Genomic DNA, 18569 nt, shown 5'->3' on the forward strand with positions numbered 1-18569 from the left:
ATGGAATTAGAATTCACCGGAAAGATCTTTTTTAGAATACCCCCTCATAATTCCTCTTTCGGAATTTTGAATAAAACGAAGAATCTCATCGTAGCCATAATTCCTAGGAAACTTCTTTTTTATGACTTTAAGCGCTTGGGATACATTGAGTTTTTTTTGATATAGAGTCCTATAGATATCTCGTATTTCCTGGATATTTTGCGTAGTAAACCCGCGTCGCTGTAAACCTATGGAGTTAATTCCTATATAGGATATGGGCATATGACCGGCTTTTACAAAAGGAGGAACATCTTTACGAACCAATGTCCCTCCAGCGATAAGTGAATGTACACCGATTTTAGTAAACTGATGTATTGCAGACATTCCTCCTATGATGGCCCATTCTCCTACTTCTATATGACCAGCCAAGGCTACGCCATTGACTAATATTACATTATCACCCAATACACAATCGTGGGCCACATGTGAGCTGGCCATGATAAGACAATTCTTTCCCACACGGGTGTAGCCAAGCGCATGCGTTCCCCTGTTAATGGTAACACACTCACGAACAACCGTTTCGTCTCCTATATAGGTAAATGTATGTTCTCCACGATATTTTAAATCCTGAGGAGGTGCAGAAATAACGGCGCCAGGATAAATTCTGACGTTCTTTCCAATACGTGCACCCTCCATTATAGTAACATTAGGCCCTATATGGCTTCCCTGATCTATTTGGACATCTTTGGCGATGACCGAGAAGGGCTCTATAACAACGTCAGGAGCAATTTTCGCTTGCGGATCAACCTGAATTAACGATAAGCTCATACTTAACTTCGTGAAACTTTAGTTCTTACCACTTGGGCTGTTACTTCGGCTTCTACAACTATTTTTTCATTCACATAGCCATGTCCTTGCATGCGCACAATACCCATTCTTATATTTTGTAGCAATTCCATTTTAAGGATCATAAGATCTCCCGGAATCACTTTTTGCTTAAAACGGACATTATCTATTTTCATAAAATAAGTAGAATAATTCTTGGGATCTTCCTTTTGGCTGAGCACGAAGATACCACCTGCTTGAGCCATGGCCTCTACCTGAAGCACTCCAGGAAAAACAGGCTCTTCAGGAAAATGACCGACGAAAAAGGGCTCGTTCATCGTGATATTTTTTATACCCACAACATATCTCTCCGTGAGATCTATAATTCTATCAATTAATAAAAATGGAGGTCTATGAGGTAAAAGCTTCATAATTTTATTAATATCATAGACAGTCTTGTTAAGATCAAATCGAGGGGTATTTTTCTTTTGGATATTTTTAAAGAGTTTTTTAGCAAATTGTGTGTTGATCTGATGGCCAGGTTTATAAGCGATAATCTTAGCTTTCAGATATTTTCCAATTAAAGCCAAATCGCCTACCACATCCAATAGCTTATGTCTCGCCGCTTCATTAGCAGAGTGCAATTGTACATTATTTAACGTACCGTTGGGAAGCACCTGTAAATCATTTCTTTGAAATATTTTTTGAAGTCCTTGAATCTGTTCTTCTTTCAGGTTTTTATCTACATATACAATAGCATTATTCAGATCTCCTCCTTTGATCAAACCAGATGTAATAAGGCTTTCCAGTTCATGAAAGAAACAAAAAGTACGCGCCGAGGCGATCTCCTTTTTAAAATTGCGAAGGTCTGTAAGAATAGCATTCTGACTACCTAATACCTCTGTATCAAAATCAACCATTACTGATAGATCATAGCCTTTTGAGGGAAGCGCCGTGATTTCACTTCCAGTTTTAGTGTCGGTATATGAAATAATATCGGAAAGTTCATAATATTCCCGTTCTGTTTGCTGATCCAGACTACCTGCTTGCTCAAGCACATTTATAAAAGGCAGGGCTGAGCCGTCCATAATAGGGAGCTCCTCACTATCCACTTCAATAATAACGTTGTCTAGATCAGCCCCTGTCAATGCCGCCAATACATGCTCGACAGTAAGTATTTTCACGCCATCTTTTTCAATAGCTGTGCTTCTATCGGTATGTTTAACTAAGTCTATATGAGCTGGGACCTGAGGACTTCCCGGAAGATCGATACGCACAAAGACAAAACCCGTGTTTTCCGGTGCAGGCTTGAAGCTAATATGAACTTCCTTAGCTGTATGAAGTCCGAATCCTGTGAGATAAACTTTTTTAAGCAGCGTTTTTTGTTTTTGAAGCATTTTTATTTAAGATTCAACTTTTTTTCAAGTATCGCTATACGATTAGCCAATTCAGCGAGCCTTCGAAAGTATATATAAGATTTTTTATACTCTGCAAGCGAGAACGCTGGAGACCCTTGAACCACAGCTCCTTTAGTTAGATTTTTCCCTATACCGCTCTGAGCGGCTATTTTTACTTCATCCGCAATTTCCAAATGTCCTGTAATACCGACCTGACCGCCGATCATCACATTTCTACCAATTTTCGCAGATCCTGCAATACCGCTTTGGGCTGCTATAGCTGTGTGCGGACCGATCTCTACATTGTGAGCAATCTGTATCTGATTGTCAAGTTTCACCCCTGAGCAAATGCGCGTATTTTTAAAAGTAGCGCGATCTATAGTACAACAAGCGCCGACTTCTACGTTATCTTCAATCACGACATTTCCCATATGAGGAATTTTATGATAGCCATCAGCTGCCGGAACAAAACCAAATCCATCCGAGCCTATTACACTTCCTGCATGAATTAAGCAGTTCTTTCCTATAAAAGTATCGCGATAAATCTTCACGCCAGGATAAATAAACGTACCTACACCGATGTGTACATTATCTCCTATAAAACATTGAGGATAAATCTTTACCTTCCTCTCCAAGGTAACTTGTTCCCCTATGTGTGAAAAAGCGCCTACATAGACCTCTTCACCCAGATTCGCTGTGGAAGAAATAAAACTGGGTTGCTCAATGCCCACTTTGGACTCTTTGTTATGTTTTTGATACCACTCAATTAAAGCTTTAAATGCATTGTAAGGTTCTTTTACTTTGATAAAGGTAGTAGCGGTTCCTTTATCAGGAATGAAATTTTTATCAGTCACGATGACAGATGCTTTAGAAGAATAAACACAAGAAGCATATTTAAGATTATATAAGAAAGCTATGCATCCTTTTTCAGCTTTTTCTATCTCAGCAATTTTATCTATTTCAACATGTGCATCTCCTATTACTTCTCCTTCTAAAAAGCTCGCAATCTGCTCAGCATTAAATTTCATGGCCCTAAAAATATTAATTTTATTTGGAAGAGGCCTTTTATCCCTTCAAATAGCAAAGGTAATACTTGCTCATCGGATTACAGATGTTTTTGTTTTTTAGAAATGATGACTTGTCCAAAATATCGCGAATATCTCCATTTTTCATCAAAAGTTTTATAGGATTTTTTTTAGGATGATAGACCAGATTTTCTATTTTTTCTTGATATACAAAATATTTACCCTGAGGAACTTGCAGAATTTTTTCAACTTGATATATCTTTTCTTCAACAAATATTTTTGAAAAAGATCTTTCTGAAATTTTTACTTTCAGGAGTTTTCGATTTATCAGCATTTGAGACATCAATGAAAGAGTGCGATCCGAGGCATATTGCCATTGTTTAATCGCCTGCCATACATCCGTATCATCTAACATCACAAAATATCTCAAATCATCTTCATCAAAACTTGTTATGCGAGTAGGTTGTTCTTTTTTTAAAAAATGCATCAAACATATCGATGCCTCGATTAAATCTCCTGAGATAATCCGCTCTTTAGCACGTCTGAAGATATGGATGAGCAATCTTTCAGCTCCTAAACTAGTTTTATGAAGATACACCTGCCAGTACATGAACATGCGTGAAATGAGAAAATTTTCTATTGAAGGCAGTCCATTGATCTCAAAAACTAATTCATTATCTGAAACATTTAGCATGCTGATAAGGCGATCAGCACTAACGGCTCCCTCAGCTACGCCTGTATAGAAACTATCACGCTGAAGATAGTCCATACGATCCATGTCCAACTGACTGGAAATCAGCTGACAAAGGAATTTTTTTGGATATCTTCCTTCGAACATTTCTTGCGCTAAATCCAGTGCACTGCTAAACGTCTTATTAAGATGGCGGATAAAAATTCTTGACAAATCTTCATGATGAGTACCCACGACAATAGATTTTTCCAGTACATGAGAAAAAGGCCCATGACCAATATCGTGAAGTAATATAGCTATATATACTCCTTGTTCTTCTTCATGGGTTATAGAGATTTTTTTCATGCGAAGCGTCTCTACAGCTCTTTGCATTAAATTAAGCGCACCTAAAGCATGGTGAAAGCGGGTATGTTGCGCGCCAGGATATACCAAATGCGCTAGACCAGTTTGTGATATATATCTCAGGCGCTGAAAATAAGGATGATCTATCAATTTCTGTACCATCAGGTTGCGGATAGAAATCAAACCATACATCGGGTCGTTAATTTTTTTCAATTTTTTTATACTTTTACTGATAAACGATTAATAATTGTTAAATTTACCATGAAAAAATTAAGTTGTCAGTAAATGCAAACAAAAATTCTATGGGTGGATGATGAGATCAACTTACTGAAACCTAATGTTTTATTTTTAAAAAAAAAAGGATATGAAGTTGATACGATCAACAATGGAATAGATGCTTTAAAAAAAATCCAGAAAGAAAGTTATGCAGCGATTCTTTTAGATGAAAATATGCCCGGAATAGATGGTCTTGAAACCCTTGAAAGAATACATCAGCTCAGTCCAATGCTTCCGGTAGTTATGATCACCAAAAGTGAAGAGGAAAATATTATGAACGAAGCTATAGGCAGTCAGATTACCGATTACCTGATTAAGCCTGTAAATCCGAATCAGATTGTCCTGAGCTTGAAAAAAATCTTAGAGTCCTCTAAAATTATATCCGAAAAAACTGTAAGTCACTATCAAAAAGAATTTAGGAATATCTCCATAGAAATCATGCAAGCGCACTGTATGGATGAATGGAAGAATATTTACAAAAAACTAATATACTGGGAGTTAAAATTAGAAGAAATTAAAGAACCTCAACTACAGGAGATTCTGTTTCAACAGAAAGGAGAGGCTAATCATTTGTTTTTCAAGTATATAAAGGAAAATTACGTTGATTTTCTGAAGGCTAACGAACATCAGGTGATGTCGCATAATGTTTTTCAAACATATGCCCGTTCTCATTTGAGCAAGAACCAACGAACGCTTTTAATCCTCATAGATAATTTGCGCTATGATCAATGGAAGGTCATTCAGCCACTTTTTAAAGAATATTACAACATACAACAAGAGTATCTTTATTGCAGTATTTTACCCTCCGCTACACAGTATGCACGGAATTCCTTTTTCGCCGGTATGATGCCTTTGGAGATAGAAAAACGTTTTCCAAAATATTGGCTTAACGACACTGAAGAAGGAAAAAAGAATGAATATGAAGATTTTTTTCTTCAAGAGCAGCTCAAAAGACTTGGTTTAGGAGATTTGAAAGCGGAATATTTCAAGTTGCTCTCTTCAGATCAGGAGAAAAAATTGCTCGATGATTTTTCACATTTATCAGATAATAACCTTACTACTATCGTATATAATTTTGTAGATATTTTATCACATGCTAAGACTGATAATCGACTAATTGCTGAAATCATACGTGATGATATCACTTATCGTGCACTTACGAAGAATTGGTTCGAGCATTGTTATCTTCTTCAGCTGATAAAAAAAGCTGCCGCTTCTGGAATGAATCTTTTGTTAACTACAGATCACGGAACGATTTTCGTTAACGATCCTTCAAAAGTCATCGGTGATAAAGAAACTAGTACGAATCTTCGCTATAAACTTGGAAAAAATCTCAATTACAACGATAAAGAAGTTCTAGTAGCTCAAAAACCTGAAGACTATCAATTACCTAAAGTAAATGTCAGTTCAAAGTATATCTTTGCAAAGGGAGACCTTTTTTTCGCCTATCCCAATAATTATAATCACTTTGTTAAGTATTATAAAAACACCTATCAGCATGGGGGCGTATCTTTAGAAGAGATGATTATTCCATTTATCATTATGAAACCATAATAAACATAAATGTCTCTCCTATTTAAAGCTCGTTCATTGGAAGATTTAGGACATATTTCGAAGAAGAAGCTATTATAAAGAACTTAGATCAGCCCATTGTAGCCTTTTATGGCGCCATGGGCGTAGGAAAAACCACTCTGATCAAGTACATATGTTTACATTTAGGTGTAGAGAAATCTCAAACGAATAATCCGAGTTTTTCGGTACTAAATGAGTATTTGGGCAAAAAGAGACGCATCTGTCATTTTTATTTTTACTGGATCAAAAATTTACAAGAAGTATATGATATGAACTATGAGGATTTTTTTACTCAAAAAACATTTGTTTAATAGCCTGAAAAGCTATTAAGTCTTTTACCTGAGCAACACCATAGTTTTCAACTGATTGAAAAGGAAAAGCAGCGTAGTACAAGTTTTATTTAAATGTCTGAATTTTATAGATCTTTTTTAGAAAGTAATAAAAATAATTAAAAAAATCCTACAAAACAAGCACAGGATTAGTCTAACATATTGATAACTGGTTGTGATCTTCTCAGTGTAAGAAAAAAAGAACAGGTTAAAAATACAGTTTACCCTTTCATTCTATTTATTTTTTAATCATGAGTTTTATAAGACGATTAAGATTTTTTCTTTTGGGATCAGGTATAGGAATACTGATCATCACAGGGCTTTTTGGCAGACGTATATTCTCTTGCGCTTATTTTCCCAATCAGAGAATTCTGAACAATCTTTCAAAGAAAAACATCATTATTGACAAGAGTTGCTATATTTCATTATCAGATGAATTGAAATCCTATGCTGATACCGCTTTTATCAAAGAAAAGCTCTTTACACAAGGGGACATTCATTTTGCAAAAAGCTTACCGAGAAAAAAACCTTTTCCAAGGTATCAAATTCATTATAATAATGAAAGTAATAAAAAGATTTATATCTTCGAGATTGAGAATCAACCCAAAAAAGCTATTGTAGAAAGCATACGAATACTACTGATAGACTGATTTTTAATTTAAAAATTAATCCATAAAATTTAAGATTTTTTAGTAGTTGTACTGTAATTTTCTATCAATGTTGTAAGTTCGCAACTTAGAGAGAAGATTCAGAAAAAATGAAAAGAACTTATCAACCTTCAGTGAGAAAAAAGAGAAACACTCATGGATTTATGGAACGAATGGAAAGCAAAGCCGGCTGTAGAGTATTGTCTAGACGCCGTGCAAAAGGTCGAAAGGAATTATCAGTAAGTCATGTAAGACATAAGCGTTAGAAACGCTAATATCTTATTCTAAGAGTAATAAGAAAGCTATTTCTTTAGATGAGGTTTCTGTATATCAAATCACAGTTGCCTATACTACATGGAATCAACTTTAGCCTTGATACTGATTTAAGAAACCTTATAAATGCGCATATTCCTTTACTTAGAAGGAAGTTAGGGATTGTTTTACAAGATTTTAACTTCTTCAAACCGAAATATAAGCGATAATTTACGATTCGTGCTCAGAGTAATTTTCTATAAGGATATAAAAAATAGATTTACCTATCAAGGTATAAGAACATTTATGAACTCACCCGAAGAGACTTCTTTAGAAAATACTTTAAACTCATCATATTAAATATCAGTCAACATGCCCATTATGCCGTTCTCGTTGGCACTCAAAATTATACTTTAATAAAAATTTTCCTGCACACACCCTAAAATGTGAAGATGGAAAATTCACATTTTAATTTATTAACTACCCTTTTTGTTCCCCTGGTAAAGTTCATATTTCATGAGCTGACAAGGAATTTTCCCGTTGAATAAAGAGATTTTACGTGAAGGTTGAGAGCTTAATATGCTTAAGATCTGTCTTCTCAGGACAAAAAATCTATGCTTTTGTACCCAAGGTAATTTTTCTTCAAAACATCTCCTATGGCTTTATAAAAAACCGGTAAATCTGCAGGTAATCTTTTATTATAAGGCCGGTTAAACACTATAAATTTCATATAATCAGTTTTGTTTTCTTTAGAAAGGAATCCACTACCTCTAGGTGAACAGTCTTTTTCAAATTCAGCAATTCCAAACTTTTAGCAGTTATTTTTAAAGCGTTGGTGTCTATATATCATATTGATATACAATAAATTACTTCCTTTATCTTTGATCTTTCTTGCCAAACGATTTTTTGAAATAAAACTTCATCGTAGTCCGGCTATTGCACAGCAATAGTCTTATCCAAAGGGATATAATTCAACCAATTTAACTGGTAAATTTTATGGTAAAGATCTTCAGAGTAATAAACACAAAAATCTCCTAGGGGTTTAAGCAAGCAAAGGATTGTTCGAAGAGAATAATTCACCTTATACAAAAAGTGCTTTATCTCCATAAAAATATGCGCAACGTCTTCCCAACTAGATATTCTGTACCCCTATGGATTTCAATTCATCAGCTAATAAACGCTCAAGGCCGTGAAAGGTTTTAGCCAAAAGGTGAAAATGCGCGTTAGGAATATGAAATACCATAAATTCTATAAATTGTAAAATCGATTCAGGATTGCCCTTGCCTTCTCTCAATACAATATTTCATTTTCATTGAAATCAATTATAATAGAAACCTTGTTACTACCATAACCTCCATCTATGACTATATCTACTAAACGATCGTATTTTTCAGCGATTAATTCCGGATCTACGTTATATTCCACCAAATCATCTTTATCATAAATCGAAGTGGAAGCTATGGGATGGCCAAGTTTAGCGACGATCTCTCGCGGAATACAATGATCAGGAATACGAATGCCTACAGTTTTTCTATTTCTAAAAGCATGCGGCAAATGATAAGCTGCCGGTAATACAAAAAGTAAAAGGCCCTGGCGTAGAACGCTTAAGCAGCTTAAATATAGTATTTGGAATAGGCTTGACATAAGAGGAAAGATGACTTAAATCATTACATATAAAAGAGAACTGCGCTTTATCAAGTCTTACATTCTTGATTCTTGCCAAGCGTTCCATAGCTTTTTTATTTGTAATATCGCAACCCAAACCATAAACTGTATCGGTAGGATAAATGATAAGACCTCCATTTTTAAGTACTTCAACAATACAATCTAAAAGATCCTCACGTGGATTCTCAGGATAAAGTTTGATAAGTTGTGACATAAAAGATGAAATATATATAATTTGATATGCAAAATCAAGATATCATCTTATCAAATAAGCTTAAAATCTGTTTTTTCTCCAAGTTCAGGGTAAGTTTCTCCATTTTTTCCCAGATAGCGTCCTTTCCGATCAGAAATTTCCTCACGAGCAAAAAAATGACTCAGATCACCGATTTCTACAATACGTTCTTCAAAACATAGCTTATCGACAGAGCTATTATAAATCTCCTGCATCCTACTACCGATATCGGCCTGAATCACCAAGCCATTTTTTTTTAGTTGAACGTTTCTATAAATTTTATCCAGTAGTTTATTGTCATTTCCGGGAATGGAAAAATAATCACTATAAAAGGAAGTAAAATCGTCAAATTGAGTAAGGGAATATAGACCTGATAAAATCGCCAGTGCATTGTATTTACGCGCCTTTTGTTTCTCTCTATCCTGATAATGATAACCTGCCTCAAAGAGCACACAAGGATAACCCATCTGCTGGAGGCGATCTCCACTGGCAGTTGGATAAAATTCATCACTATAACGACCTATCATTCCCGGCAAGATACTTTTAACAAAATGAACTATACGAGCGATAAACCCCATGGTATTCTTTCGACCTTGAGTAAGAGTACGATGAAAATCTTCAGAAGGCGCTAAAAAAGAAATCACTGCCGGTTTGGGAGTAGATCCTACATGGAAAAGGCTCCGCTGGTCATGTAAATTGAACAATACTTCTGGAGTACAAGTAGAGATTTCCTGGAAAAGAACTCTTGTTTCCGGACACTGCAATGCTATGGCATCCCGATTTAAATCAATATTCATTGCATTTCTCCGTTTAAACCTCTCGGCGCCGTCAGGATTAAGCATAGGAATGAAAGAGATTTCCAGTTTGTTTTTAATAAGCGATGATAAAAAACTCTCCTGGGATAAAAAACGCCATATATCAAACATAGCTAATGAACCGGTAGATTCATCACCATGCATCTGAGACCATATCAGAATTTTTTTTTGACCTCTCCCGAGCTTAAGCTTGAATATTTCTCGTCCTTCTACTGAATGTCCTATAGAGGTGACTGTAGAAATCTTTTGACAAAAATCTAAGTGATCCATTAAATGATCATATTGAAAGATTCGAGAATGGAAAGTAACCTCTTTAAAGGAAGGGTAATTGTTATCCAACAGATGAATGTCAAAGCTCATAAGGATTTTTTACAAAGGTATAAATATAGAGTCATAAGCTTAATTTATATATGTTAACACATATACGTAAGGTTTGTATAAAATTTTACATTTTAATTATTAATTATAATAAAAATTTGATTTTGAGATACTTATGTTTTAAAAAGTAAACTTTTACTTCATGTTTACTTTAACTGAATTTGATTTATTTTTTTATTTTAAATTTGTATTGTACAATACAATTTTTACTAATTAATTACATTTGTATATGGTTTCTCGGATAGAAAAAATAATGAATGAGCAAGGAATGACGCCTTCCCTTTTTGCTGATAGAATTGATATAAGCCGATCAAGTCTCTCACATATCTTCTCAGGAAGAAACAAACCCAGTCTGGAGATCGTTTTAAAAATCTGTCGGGCTTTGCCCTTCGTTGACCTTTATTGGCTCTTATTAGGAATAAAAAAAGACGAAAAAGTAAAAAGTAAAATTTTAAATGAAGGAAGATATATTGAAAAGAAAAAGGAATTAAAAAAAAAATCGGAGCAAGAGAGTATAATAGTCTTCTTTAAAGACGGAACTTTTAAAAACTACGATCCCATAGAGGATAAAAAAATTTAAAATATAGTGGTATATAAATGATACAAATCTTTGCAAAAAGTTTGATGCTCCACTTCTCAGGCCATATCACCTGATGATTATATTGCTCAGTTTTTTTTGCAAAGCGAGCAAGTGCTCTTCATTTTTAATCCTCGATAACAGGCAACCCGGTAATGCCAGAGCAAGCTCATAATTTCATCCACCTTATCGGGTGTGTCATAGGAGTGCGCCATGATTAACGCAGCAGGTAATTTTCCTGAGCATAGGTCTTTTTGAGAGCTTTTTCCAAAACCTTCGGACACATATTCCAGCTTCGCTCTTCGCTATTGTATACACTATAAGGCAAACCAAAGCGATAAAAGAAGAGCTTGAGCAAAATACAGTATCGCCGGCTTGGACATATCCAGAGCTTTTAAGGCCAGGTGCAAAGCCGCCGTTCCGAAAGATAGGGTTACGCAATAAGAAGCACCGGTAATCTCTTTAAGTTTTTCCTCCAGGTGATCCCCACATAAGGACCGAAAGGAACGATCCATCGCGAGCTTAGCATATCATTGACATTGGAGTTGATACCAGGGGGTGAGAGGTATATTTTTTTATCGGCCTTTGCCAAAAAGAACGGTTTTTATGGTAAAAAAAAAGATTTTTATGTCGAGAAACAAGCTCTGATATTTAATATAATATAAATCGTAGCGATGTTTCCACTCGGCATCTTCCAAAGAAGATCCATAGGGATATTTCACTTGCGCCCAGCCGCTGATTCCTGGTTTTACTGCGTGTCTGAACTCATAGTAAGGAATATTATTTTTAAGGGATTTTATAAATATCTTTCTCTCGGGACGCGGACCTATAAGAGACATCTCTCCTTTGAGTACATTCCAGAGTTGCGGAAGCTCATCTATGCGCGTTTTTCGAAGAATAGATCCTATTTTAGTAACCCGATCATCACTTTTTTTCGCCCATATGGCTCCATGTTTTTCCGCATCCGCTCGCATCGATCTGAACTTAAAGAGCTTAAATTCTTTATTAAAAAGCCCCACACGTTTTTGTGAATAGAGAACCGGACCTTTCGAGTCCAGACATATAAAAAACGCCACTACTAAGATAAGCGGACTCAAAACCATTAATAGGCAAAGAGAGAACGAAACATCTATTGCTCTTTTTGAAAGAAAGTTTCTCCTTTTATTAAGCACTGAAAATTGCCTGGTGCGCAAAAAATAAGCGTTGTTTACCAATGGTAAATCGGTATATCCTTTTTTTTTATCCAGATAATCCGCCAAAGGATATACTTTATGGCCTTTTTCTACCTTTTTCAAGAGAAATTTTGCGTGTTCGTCATCTAAAAAAGGCGCGTTATGATAAAGAATTCGTATTCCTTTTGAAGGTTTGGGCTTTAATGAAGAAAGATTAATGAAATATCTTATATCTTTGCGTTGCTTCACCAGATTGCCAATAATTCTTTTGTCCTTTTGGGGACAAAATATGTAAATGATTTCCTTCATTTTCGTTTAAAAATATAACAAAAAAATTTCCTATATTTTTTTAAGCCATTTATGGCCCAGTGAACGGTATAATAAAATGATTCACAAAAAGAAAGCTTCAAATACCTTCGGTAAAGAAGGTACTGAAATTTAGCCATTTCAAGTTTATTCCTCGATAAGGAACCTTTTCGGATTCTGTAAACGAATAAAGGTTCTGGAATTCCATAAGCGTATTCTATATCTTCAAGTATGGAAAGCCAAAGCGCGTGATCTTCTCTTTTTGGAACGTCCGGCTGGTAGTATTTTCCTATACGGCCAATACGGATCAATACAGATGGGATAGAAATGGGATTATGATACAACATATCCTTAAAACTCAATTTCTCAGGAACGATATAATCGCTCAATAAGGGAGCTAAGTTTTCATCGGCTCTCTTATAGGAGGAATAAACGAAATCATAATCACCATGTAATAAAAAATCTATGGTCTTTTCCAGCCTGTTTTTCATCCAAAGATCATCGCTATCCATAAAGGCCAGCAGATCTCCCTTGGACTTTTCTATTCCTATATTGCGCGCCGCGGTAGTTCCGAGATTTTTATCCAACGCGATGAGTTCAATTCTCTCATGCACTTTCTCATACGATCGAATAATTTCAACAGAGTTATCCGTAGAGGCGTCATCCACTATGATCAAATGCCAATAAACATAAGATTGATTTAAAACAGATGCGATAGCCTGTCCTATAAATTTTTGACAATTGTAATTAGGCATGACTATGGTCACTAAATCACTCAAAATTTTGTATTATGACAGCATAAATAAAACACCTCTTCATTAGCAAGACTTAATTGCATAGTTCTCTGCCTTAAGAGAGAGCTTCTTCGAAATAGCAAAGTTTTTATATTATTCTCTGATAAGCAATAAAATAGCAGTCCTTCAAGACTAATTTGATTGATAGATAGCCATTTTATTTTTTCACTCCATGTTAAAAAGTAAAATCTCTATAATCATAATTATCGATCTGTAAATATGTTTTTGTAAACAAGCATACTTTTATTCGAGGCGTTATAAATAAAGAAAACAACTGAATGAGCAAAAAATAAAAATATACTCAATAGTGAGATAAATAGGCTTTTCTTTTGTTTAACCAATACAAAAAATTGTAAAGGAATAAGAAGGCAATCATATATTTTAAAATATGAACTGAGTCTGTTGGCAAAAATCTCATTGCTTTTAAGCAGATAAAACAAAAAGATACCAAATAAAAACAAATTGGAAACTGCTCTGTAATATTTCACATTAACAGATTTGTAATTTTTAAGATCTGTAAATAAAACAAATAAACTTATTGTTAATCGAATGATCTCAGAGGCGGCAAAAATAATTGGCTTGCCATAAACTTTATTATGAAGATAAGATCTCACTTTTTGTTCTATATAATCATTAAATAAAAACATATTCAAATTTTCTAAGAAATATTTTCCAAAGGAGGACACATTAGATAGAATAAAGACTATTAAAAAAATAAATACAAAAAAATATTTACTTAGACCTATAAGGTCTATAGTGACGATAAAATAAGCGATGAAAAAAATGGCGGCGGAAGCATGAAACCAAAAAGCAAAAAAAGTAAGTAGAAAAAATTTAACAAATCTTCTCTCTATAGTATAGGGTAAGGAAAGAATCGTAAATCAGAAAGCAACAGATTGACGAATCTGAGCGAATTCTCCGATAAAATAAGGAGACTGATAATATAAAATCAAAGATACAAAAGGAAATACGCTATATCGAAAGAATATTTTTGCTTTTAAAATGACTCCAAAATAAGCCATAATAAGAAATACTATATCAAATCCATATTTAAAGTCTCTAAAAAAAATAATTTAATATAAAAAAAACCTTTTAATACTAAAATTTGCGAAATAGCCTCTTGCATTTTGTTTTATGGAATAAAAATATTTATGTAAGGATAATAATCTGAGTCCGTTTCATATCTTATGCCGGCTATTACAAATAAGGCAACGCTCAGGGAATAAAAAATGATTTTATATTTTTTTAGCAAAAATCTCAAAGAGACTCGATAAAACAAGCAACAAAAACAGTGTAAGAAATAAAGAATTAACCATATCTGTTTTGTATCATCTTAAACTATTAAAAACATCATAATAAAAGGGAAAAATATTATTTATAGAATATTTTTTCTCTGTTCTTTCTCTCAGATCTTTATACCGTTCTTTTTCTTTCAAAATTTTTAAAATCCTCTGGGAAAATTTTTTATGATCTTCAATAGCTGCATATTCTCCGTTAATACCAGATTCGATGATCTCATCAATACCTCCTTTACAATGGTTAGCAAAAATAGGGGTGCCGCAAGCGTTGGCCTCTAAAAGTACATTTGGAAATCCTTCGTATCGAGAAGAGAGCACAAATAAATCGGCATGTTTCATATAAATAAAAGGATTTTTCTTTAATCCCAAAAAGGAAACGTTATCCAAAGCGAGTTTTCTTTTCAGTTCGAGCAACTTTTTTTTTTCTGGTCCCTCTCCTATAATGAAAAGATGAACAGCTAAACTTTTCAGAAAAGAAAAAACTTTCAATAAATTATCAAAACCTTTGCGATTATTTAAGGACCCTACGGCTAGTATATTCTTTTTATCTTTAAAATATTCTCCAGGTTTTTCAATACTTGAGAGTTTCTTTGTAATTAAATCCATATCGATCGGATTATTGATTTTTACGATTTTTTCCGGTCGAATTCTCATATTTTCAATCAAATCCGCTTTCATATCCTCAGACTGAGCGATGATTTTATGAAAATTATTATAAAAACGATAGAAAAATAAAATTTCCCTTCTCACCACATGCTCGCTTACAATATTGGTCTCACGCGCGATAAATCTGGTTTTCTTAAAAAACGGCAAAAAAGGCGCTATAAAAGCATTGAGCTCTCCATAGCCGCAAAAAGCAATATCAGGCTTTAGCTTTCTAATAGCTTTCAATAGTTTAAAAAGGGAATATCTTATTTTGTAGACATGAATATCAATGACCTCGACATCTTTTTTAAGCATATCAAGATAGAGTCCTGCTTTTTTTAAAAGCAGAAGTTTGGGCAAAAATTGATCTCTATCGACATGATTGACCAAGATCGTAGTGATCCGCTCAGCGCCGCCGGCACATAAATCCGGAAGGATAAACAAAAGGATTTTCTTCATGACCGTTTTTTAAACCATTCCACAAAATTATCGATTCCCTCACGGAAACCAGTTTTAGGAAAATACTTGATCATTTTTTTAGCTTTCGAAATGTCCGCGCAAGTTTTTTCAACATCTCCCGCAGGCAATGGAAACAACTGCAGATTCGCCTTTATACTTAAAGCGGATTCGAGCGTTTTTACCATTTCTTTTAAACTAACGTTCTGATGATTTCCCAGATTAAGAATCTCGTACACCCCTGTTCGTTGCGTTACATAATCCAGAGAATTTAATATACCCTCTGTAATGTCATCTATATAAGTATAATCTCTTGAGGTACTTCCATTTCCAAAAAAGGGAATCTTTTCTCCAAAGCTCATAAGTATGGTAAATTTGTGAATAGCCAAATCAGGACGCTGCCCAGGACCGTATACGGTAAAAAATCGCAGTATGATCATATCAATAGCGTAAAGATGATGATATACATGAGCGATAAGCTCACAGGACTTTTTTGTGGCGGCATAAGGAGAAACAGTCTGATCTACAGAGTCATCTTCCGAGAAAGGAAACTTTTTGTTATTTCCATAAACTGAGGAAGAAGAGGCGCAGATGAATTTTTTTATTCCGTACTTTTTAGAAAACTCCAACAATTTCGTAGTCCCCCTCACATTGACCTTCTCATACTCCAGGGGTCTATCTATAGAAGGACGTACCCCGGCTAAAGCCGCCAGATGGATAATGACCTCTATAGAGCGTACCTTAAAAATCTTTTCTACCGCCTTAGAATCGCAAATATCACAGATATAGAGTGAATAATTTTTGAAACCCTCTATACCGCTAGAAAGTTTTTTTAAAGCGGATGACTTATCGTCTTCTTTATCAAATAAAATTTCCTCAGAGGATAAAGAATATAAGGTGTTTTTTATCTTAATCTGATAATTATAAAAATCATCAAAATTATCGATATTGATTACGTAATGACCTTTTTCTAAAAGTGCTTTACAAAGGTGTGAACCGATGAAACCGGATCCACCGGTAACCAGAATATTTAATTTGACACAAATCATACCATTTTAAACATCTTTTCCACAGGATAAAAATAACACCAGTGCATGGTGTACTAAAAACTGATCATGGACATAAAAACACTTAATTAGAAAATTATACAAACACCCTTTTAATAATATAAGTAAAAAAATAATTTATTTTAAAAACTCTTCAAATTACTCAATGCTTTGGAAAAAGATCTTTTAGAAAAATATCTATAATACATCTTAATAGTATTTTTCATATTATATAGAGTGGTAAGGAGTATGAACTTGTATTATTAAATAATATTTTGTGAATTACAAACATGAATAAATTCACGCGCAATACTTCTGGCATCATGGAAAGACCGAACAAAATTATAAGATTTTTTTTTGAGCTTTACAAGCTCATCTTTAGGCTTTAAAATCAAACTTTCTATTTCGTTAAAAATATGATCTGCATCAGGTTTAATATTAATTATAGGGGCATCCTTTAAAGAAAGCTCTTTAAGATTCTCTTTTTCATTTCCACTCATAACAATACAACCTGCCACCATACCGTATAAAGCACTCATTCCATATCCATAAGACTTGCACTGATCGATAACCACGTCAAAATTTTTGATAAAATCAATAAATTCATATAACGGAATTATTTTGTTCAATGAAACTATCTCAATTTTTTCTTTATATTTTTCTTTAATTCTATTTAAAGCCTCTGAAATGTACACACCTCCTTTGTAAAAATCTGTGTCAGATCTGGAATTAAGTAGTAATAATTTATCTCCTGTATTAAAATTTGGGATTTCATTTTCCTGGGTATATAATGAAAGTGGAATAGTTTTTTTTATTTTATAACGATTCATAACACAACGATAAGCTTGAGCATAGTCATACATAATTGGAATGACTCCATCTATAAATTTCGGCATAATAAAATCAAAAATTTTATAATAAAAATCTAAATGAAATAATCCTTTCTCCCTTAAATCAACACCATCATTGTGCGTAAAGCAACAATACCGCATGCCCTTATGCCCATCAATACAAAACCGAACAAAAGTCCTATCAGTACCTGCAGCGAACAAAAATACTTTCTTATTAAATAGTTTTAGAATAATCCATAGCAATATACCACTATACCCGAAGTACCATTTTTTCAGCGGAATCCAGCTGGGATTAATTACAGTCACTACATCATAGTTTCTTTTTGTAAAGAATATTTTTAATATGCAAATAAGCATATATATTTTCTTTAGCGTACCATTATATTTTGAGTTAATAACTAAATCGCTTTCAATCTTTTTATCCCCATCCCCAGAAGCTATGAGTTTTGCGGTATATCCATGGTATTCTAAACCCTTTTTGAGGTTCAGATGAAGCGCGCTATATTCTCCTAGTAAAAGAATTTTCATAAATATTAAAATCAGATTAAAATATCATCTTTTTAAATACTAAAGTATTAAAGAGAAATCAAAAAAAATATAAAAGTGCATATCATAGCTTTGGAAAGTGTCTGATAAGCCAATGTCCAGAAGAGAATTTTTAAAATATCGACTATCAGTTGAGGAAAGAATAAGATTTTTATCTTATAAAATTCCGAAGAATATAGTAATATCTTTAAATAAAAACTATCACAACACCACAAAGTATCACAGGTATTAAAAATCTATATACCAAAAATCTTCTCTCAGCTCTTGTTTATTTTTAATTTCAGAGAGTCTGAGTAAAGATCTAAAGTAGGAACGATTATATCAAGTTAAAGATTGGATAATTTTTTGATTCCTGTCCATTTGCCTGCCGTTTCTAAGGAGATTTTCTCTCTCAAATAGTTTTTCTTATCAAAATTTGTATAAATGATACTGCCAGTATAGACACTACGGACA

At 33.9% G+C, this 18569-nt stretch carries 19 protein-coding genes and 1 pseudogene; 5 read left to right on the forward strand and 15 right to left on the reverse strand.

Annotated elements, in window-relative coordinates; translation table 11 throughout:
- Nucleotides 1-6: 6 nt before the first annotated feature.
- Genes lpxA through CS842_RS02570 form a run of 4 tightly spaced genes read right to left on the reverse strand, consistent with a single transcriptional unit; the run spans nt 7 to nt 4472 of the window.
- Nucleotides 7-807, reverse strand: a complete 801-nt coding sequence (gene lpxA, locus CS842_RS02555) for an acyl-ACP--UDP-N-acetylglucosamine O-acyltransferase (protein WP_103327331.1) — start codon at nt 805-807, stop codon at nt 7-9.
- 2 nt (nt 808-809) lie between these two features.
- A complete protein-coding gene (locus CS842_RS02560) occupies nt 810-2201 on the reverse strand; it encodes a bifunctional UDP-3-O-[3-hydroxymyristoyl] N-acetylglucosamine deacetylase/3-hydroxyacyl-ACP dehydratase (protein WP_103327332.1) in 1392 nt (463 codons plus the stop codon).
- Nucleotides 2202-2203: 2 nt separating this feature from the next.
- Nucleotides 2204-3229 (reverse strand): UDP-3-O-(3-hydroxymyristoyl)glucosamine N-acyltransferase, encoded by a 1026-nt coding sequence (gene lpxD / locus CS842_RS02565; RefSeq protein WP_103327333.1) that lies wholly within the window; start codon nt 3227-3229, stop codon nt 2204-2206.
- A gap of 37 nt (nt 3230-3266) precedes the next feature.
- A complete protein-coding gene (locus CS842_RS02570; RefSeq protein WP_322746651.1) occupies nt 3267-4472 on the reverse strand; it encodes an HD domain-containing protein in 1206 nt (401 codons plus the stop codon).
- Nucleotides 4473-4544: 72 nt separating this feature from the next.
- On the opposite strand from CS842_RS02570, the gene porX reads away from it, so the two are divergent.
- The 4 genes from porX (at nt 4545) to rpmH (ending at nt 7349) form a co-directional block, all read left to right on the forward strand.
- Nucleotides 4545-6089 (forward strand): T9SS response regulator signal transducer PorX, encoded by a 1545-nt coding sequence (gene porX / locus CS842_RS02575; RefSeq protein ID WP_103327335.1) that lies wholly within the window; start codon nt 4545-4547, stop codon nt 6087-6089.
- A gap of 35 nt (nt 6090-6124) precedes the next feature.
- Nucleotides 6125-6418: a tRNA (adenosine(37)-N6)-threonylcarbamoyltransferase complex ATPase subunit type 1 TsaE gene (locus CS842_RS07815; RefSeq protein ID WP_146037487.1), complete on the forward strand. Its 294-nt coding sequence runs from the start codon at nt 6125-6127 to the stop codon at nt 6416-6418.
- A gap of 269 nt (nt 6419-6687) precedes the next feature.
- Nucleotides 6688-7086, forward strand: coding sequence for a hypothetical protein (locus CS842_RS02585; protein WP_103327337.1), 399 nt, complete (start codon nt 6688-6690; stop codon nt 7084-7086).
- 107 nt (nt 7087-7193) lie between these two features.
- Nucleotides 7194-7349: a 50S ribosomal protein L34 gene (gene rpmH, locus CS842_RS02590; RefSeq protein WP_103327338.1), complete on the forward strand. Its 156-nt coding sequence runs from the start codon at nt 7194-7196 to the stop codon at nt 7347-7349.
- A gap of 1118 nt (nt 7350-8467) precedes the next feature.
- On the opposite strand, the gene CS842_RS06830 is transcribed toward rpmH, so the two are convergent.
- The 3 genes and pseudogenes from CS842_RS06830 to CS842_RS02600 all read right to left on the reverse strand — a co-directional run bounded on the left by CS842_RS06830 (nt 8468) and on the right by CS842_RS02600 (nt 10407).
- Nucleotides 8468-8629 (reverse strand): hypothetical protein, encoded by a 162-nt coding sequence (locus tag CS842_RS06830; RefSeq protein WP_195909840.1) that lies wholly within the window; start codon nt 8627-8629, stop codon nt 8468-8470.
- A pseudogene (locus CS842_RS02595) lies at nt 8609-9214 on the reverse strand (L-threonylcarbamoyladenylate synthase); the annotation flags it as partial. The pseudogene CS842_RS02595 and the gene CS842_RS06830, both read right to left, overlap by 21 nt.
- A 50-nt stretch (nt 9215-9264) precedes the next feature.
- Nucleotides 9265-10407 carry a M14 family zinc carboxypeptidase gene (locus CS842_RS02600; protein ID WP_103327339.1) on the reverse strand — a complete coding sequence of 381 codons (1143 nt, stop codon included), beginning with the start codon at nt 10405-10407 and terminating at the stop codon, nt 9265-9267.
- A 247-nt stretch (nt 10408-10654) separates the two neighbouring features.
- Between CS842_RS02600 and CS842_RS02605 the strand changes: the two genes are divergently transcribed.
- The gene (locus tag CS842_RS02605) at nt 10655-11005 is read left to right on the forward strand and encodes a helix-turn-helix domain-containing protein (RefSeq protein ID WP_103327340.1); all 351 of its coding nucleotides are present in this window, start codon (nt 10655-10657) and stop codon (nt 11003-11005) included.
- An 86-nt stretch (nt 11006-11091) separates the two neighbouring features.
- Here CS842_RS02605 and CS842_RS02610 read toward each other — a convergent pair whose 3' ends face one another.
- From CS842_RS02610 to CS842_RS02645, 8 genes are all read right to left on the reverse strand, one after another.
- Nucleotides 11092-11286, reverse strand: coding sequence for a hypothetical protein (locus tag CS842_RS02610; protein ID WP_103327341.1), 195 nt, complete (start codon nt 11284-11286; stop codon nt 11092-11094).
- Between the two features lie 33 nt (nt 11287-11319).
- Nucleotides 11320-11517, reverse strand: coding sequence for a DegT/DnrJ/EryC1/StrS family aminotransferase (locus CS842_RS02615; protein WP_103327342.1), 198 nt, complete (start codon nt 11515-11517; stop codon nt 11320-11322).
- Between the two features lie 60 nt (nt 11518-11577).
- On the reverse strand, nt 11578-12483 hold the full coding sequence (locus tag CS842_RS02620; RefSeq protein WP_103327343.1) for an exopolysaccharide biosynthesis polyprenyl glycosylphosphotransferase: 906 nt from the start codon (nt 12481-12483) through the stop codon (nt 11578-11580).
- A complete protein-coding gene (locus CS842_RS02625; protein WP_146037434.1) occupies nt 12480-13259 on the reverse strand; it encodes a glycosyltransferase family 2 protein in 780 nt (259 codons plus the stop codon). Before CS842_RS02625 ends, CS842_RS02620 begins: the two co-directional genes overlap by 4 nt.
- 218 nt (nt 13260-13477) lie before the next feature.
- A complete protein-coding gene (locus tag CS842_RS07820; RefSeq protein ID WP_103327345.1) occupies nt 13478-14149 on the reverse strand; it encodes an EpsG family protein in 672 nt (223 codons plus the stop codon).
- 453 nt (nt 14150-14602) lie between these two features.
- Nucleotides 14603-15676, reverse strand: coding sequence for a glycosyltransferase (locus tag CS842_RS02635; protein ID WP_103327346.1), 1074 nt, complete (start codon nt 15674-15676; stop codon nt 14603-14605).
- Nucleotides 15673-16722 (reverse strand): GDP-mannose 4,6-dehydratase, encoded by a 1050-nt coding sequence (locus CS842_RS02640; RefSeq protein WP_103327347.1) that lies wholly within the window; start codon nt 16720-16722, stop codon nt 15673-15675. The genes CS842_RS02635 and CS842_RS02640 overlap by 4 nt, the downstream gene beginning before the upstream one ends.
- Nucleotides 16723-16982: 260 nt before the next feature.
- A complete protein-coding gene (locus tag CS842_RS02645; protein ID WP_103327348.1) occupies nt 16983-18098 on the reverse strand; it encodes a hypothetical protein in 1116 nt (371 codons plus the stop codon).
- Nucleotides 18099-18569 lie beyond the last annotated feature (471 nt).

Source organism: Bacteroidetes bacterium endosymbiont of Geopemphigus sp., from assembly GCF_002904345.1.
Classification (GTDB): Bacteria; Bacteroidota; Bacteroidia; order Flavobacteriales; family Blattabacteriaceae; genus GSPS2-BC2016.

Excerpts from the sequence above, each read along its gene's own strand:
- lpxA (WP_103327331.1), bottom strand. The coding sequence starts at position 807 with ATGAGCTTATCGTTAATTCAGGTTGATCCGCAAGCGAAAATTGCTCCT.
- CS842_RS02560 (WP_103327332.1), bottom strand. The coding sequence starts at position 2,201 with ATGCTTCAAAAACAAAAAACGCTGCTTAAAAAAGTTTATCTCACAGGA.
- lpxD (WP_103327333.1), bottom strand. The coding sequence starts at position 3,229 with ATGAAATTTAATGCTGAGCAGATTGCGAGCTTTTTAGAAGGAGAAGTA.
- porX (WP_103327335.1), top strand. The coding sequence starts at position 4,545 with ATGCAAACAAAAATTCTATGGGTGGATGATGAGATCAACTTACTGAAA.
- CS842_RS02585 (WP_103327337.1), top strand. The coding sequence starts at position 6,688 with ATGAGTTTTATAAGACGATTAAGATTTTTTCTTTTGGGATCAGGTATA.
- rpmH (WP_103327338.1), top strand. The coding sequence starts at position 7,194 with ATGAAAAGAACTTATCAACCTTCAGTGAGAAAAAAGAGAAACACTCAT.
- CS842_RS02600 (WP_103327339.1), bottom strand. The coding sequence starts at position 10,407 with ATGAGCTTTGACATTCATCTGTTGGATAACAATTACCCTTCCTTTAAA.
- CS842_RS02605 (WP_103327340.1), top strand. The coding sequence starts at position 10,655 with ATGGTTTCTCGGATAGAAAAAATAATGAATGAGCAAGGAATGACGCCT.
- CS842_RS02615 (WP_103327342.1), bottom strand. The coding sequence starts at position 11,517 with ATGGATCGTTCCTTTCGGTCCTTATGTGGGGATCACCTGGAGGAAAAA.
- CS842_RS02620 (WP_103327343.1), bottom strand. The coding sequence starts at position 12,483 with ATGAAGGAAATCATTTACATATTTTGTCCCCAAAAGGACAAAAGAATT.
- CS842_RS02635 (WP_103327346.1), bottom strand. The coding sequence starts at position 15,676 with ATGAAGAAAATCCTTTTGTTTATCCTTCCGGATTTATGTGCCGGCGGC.
- CS842_RS02640 (WP_103327347.1), bottom strand. The coding sequence starts at position 16,722 with ATGATTTGTGTCAAATTAAATATTCTGGTTACCGGTGGATCCGGTTTC.
- CS842_RS02645 (WP_103327348.1), bottom strand. The coding sequence starts at position 18,098 with ATGAAAATTCTTTTACTAGGAGAATATAGCGCGCTTCATCTGAACCTC.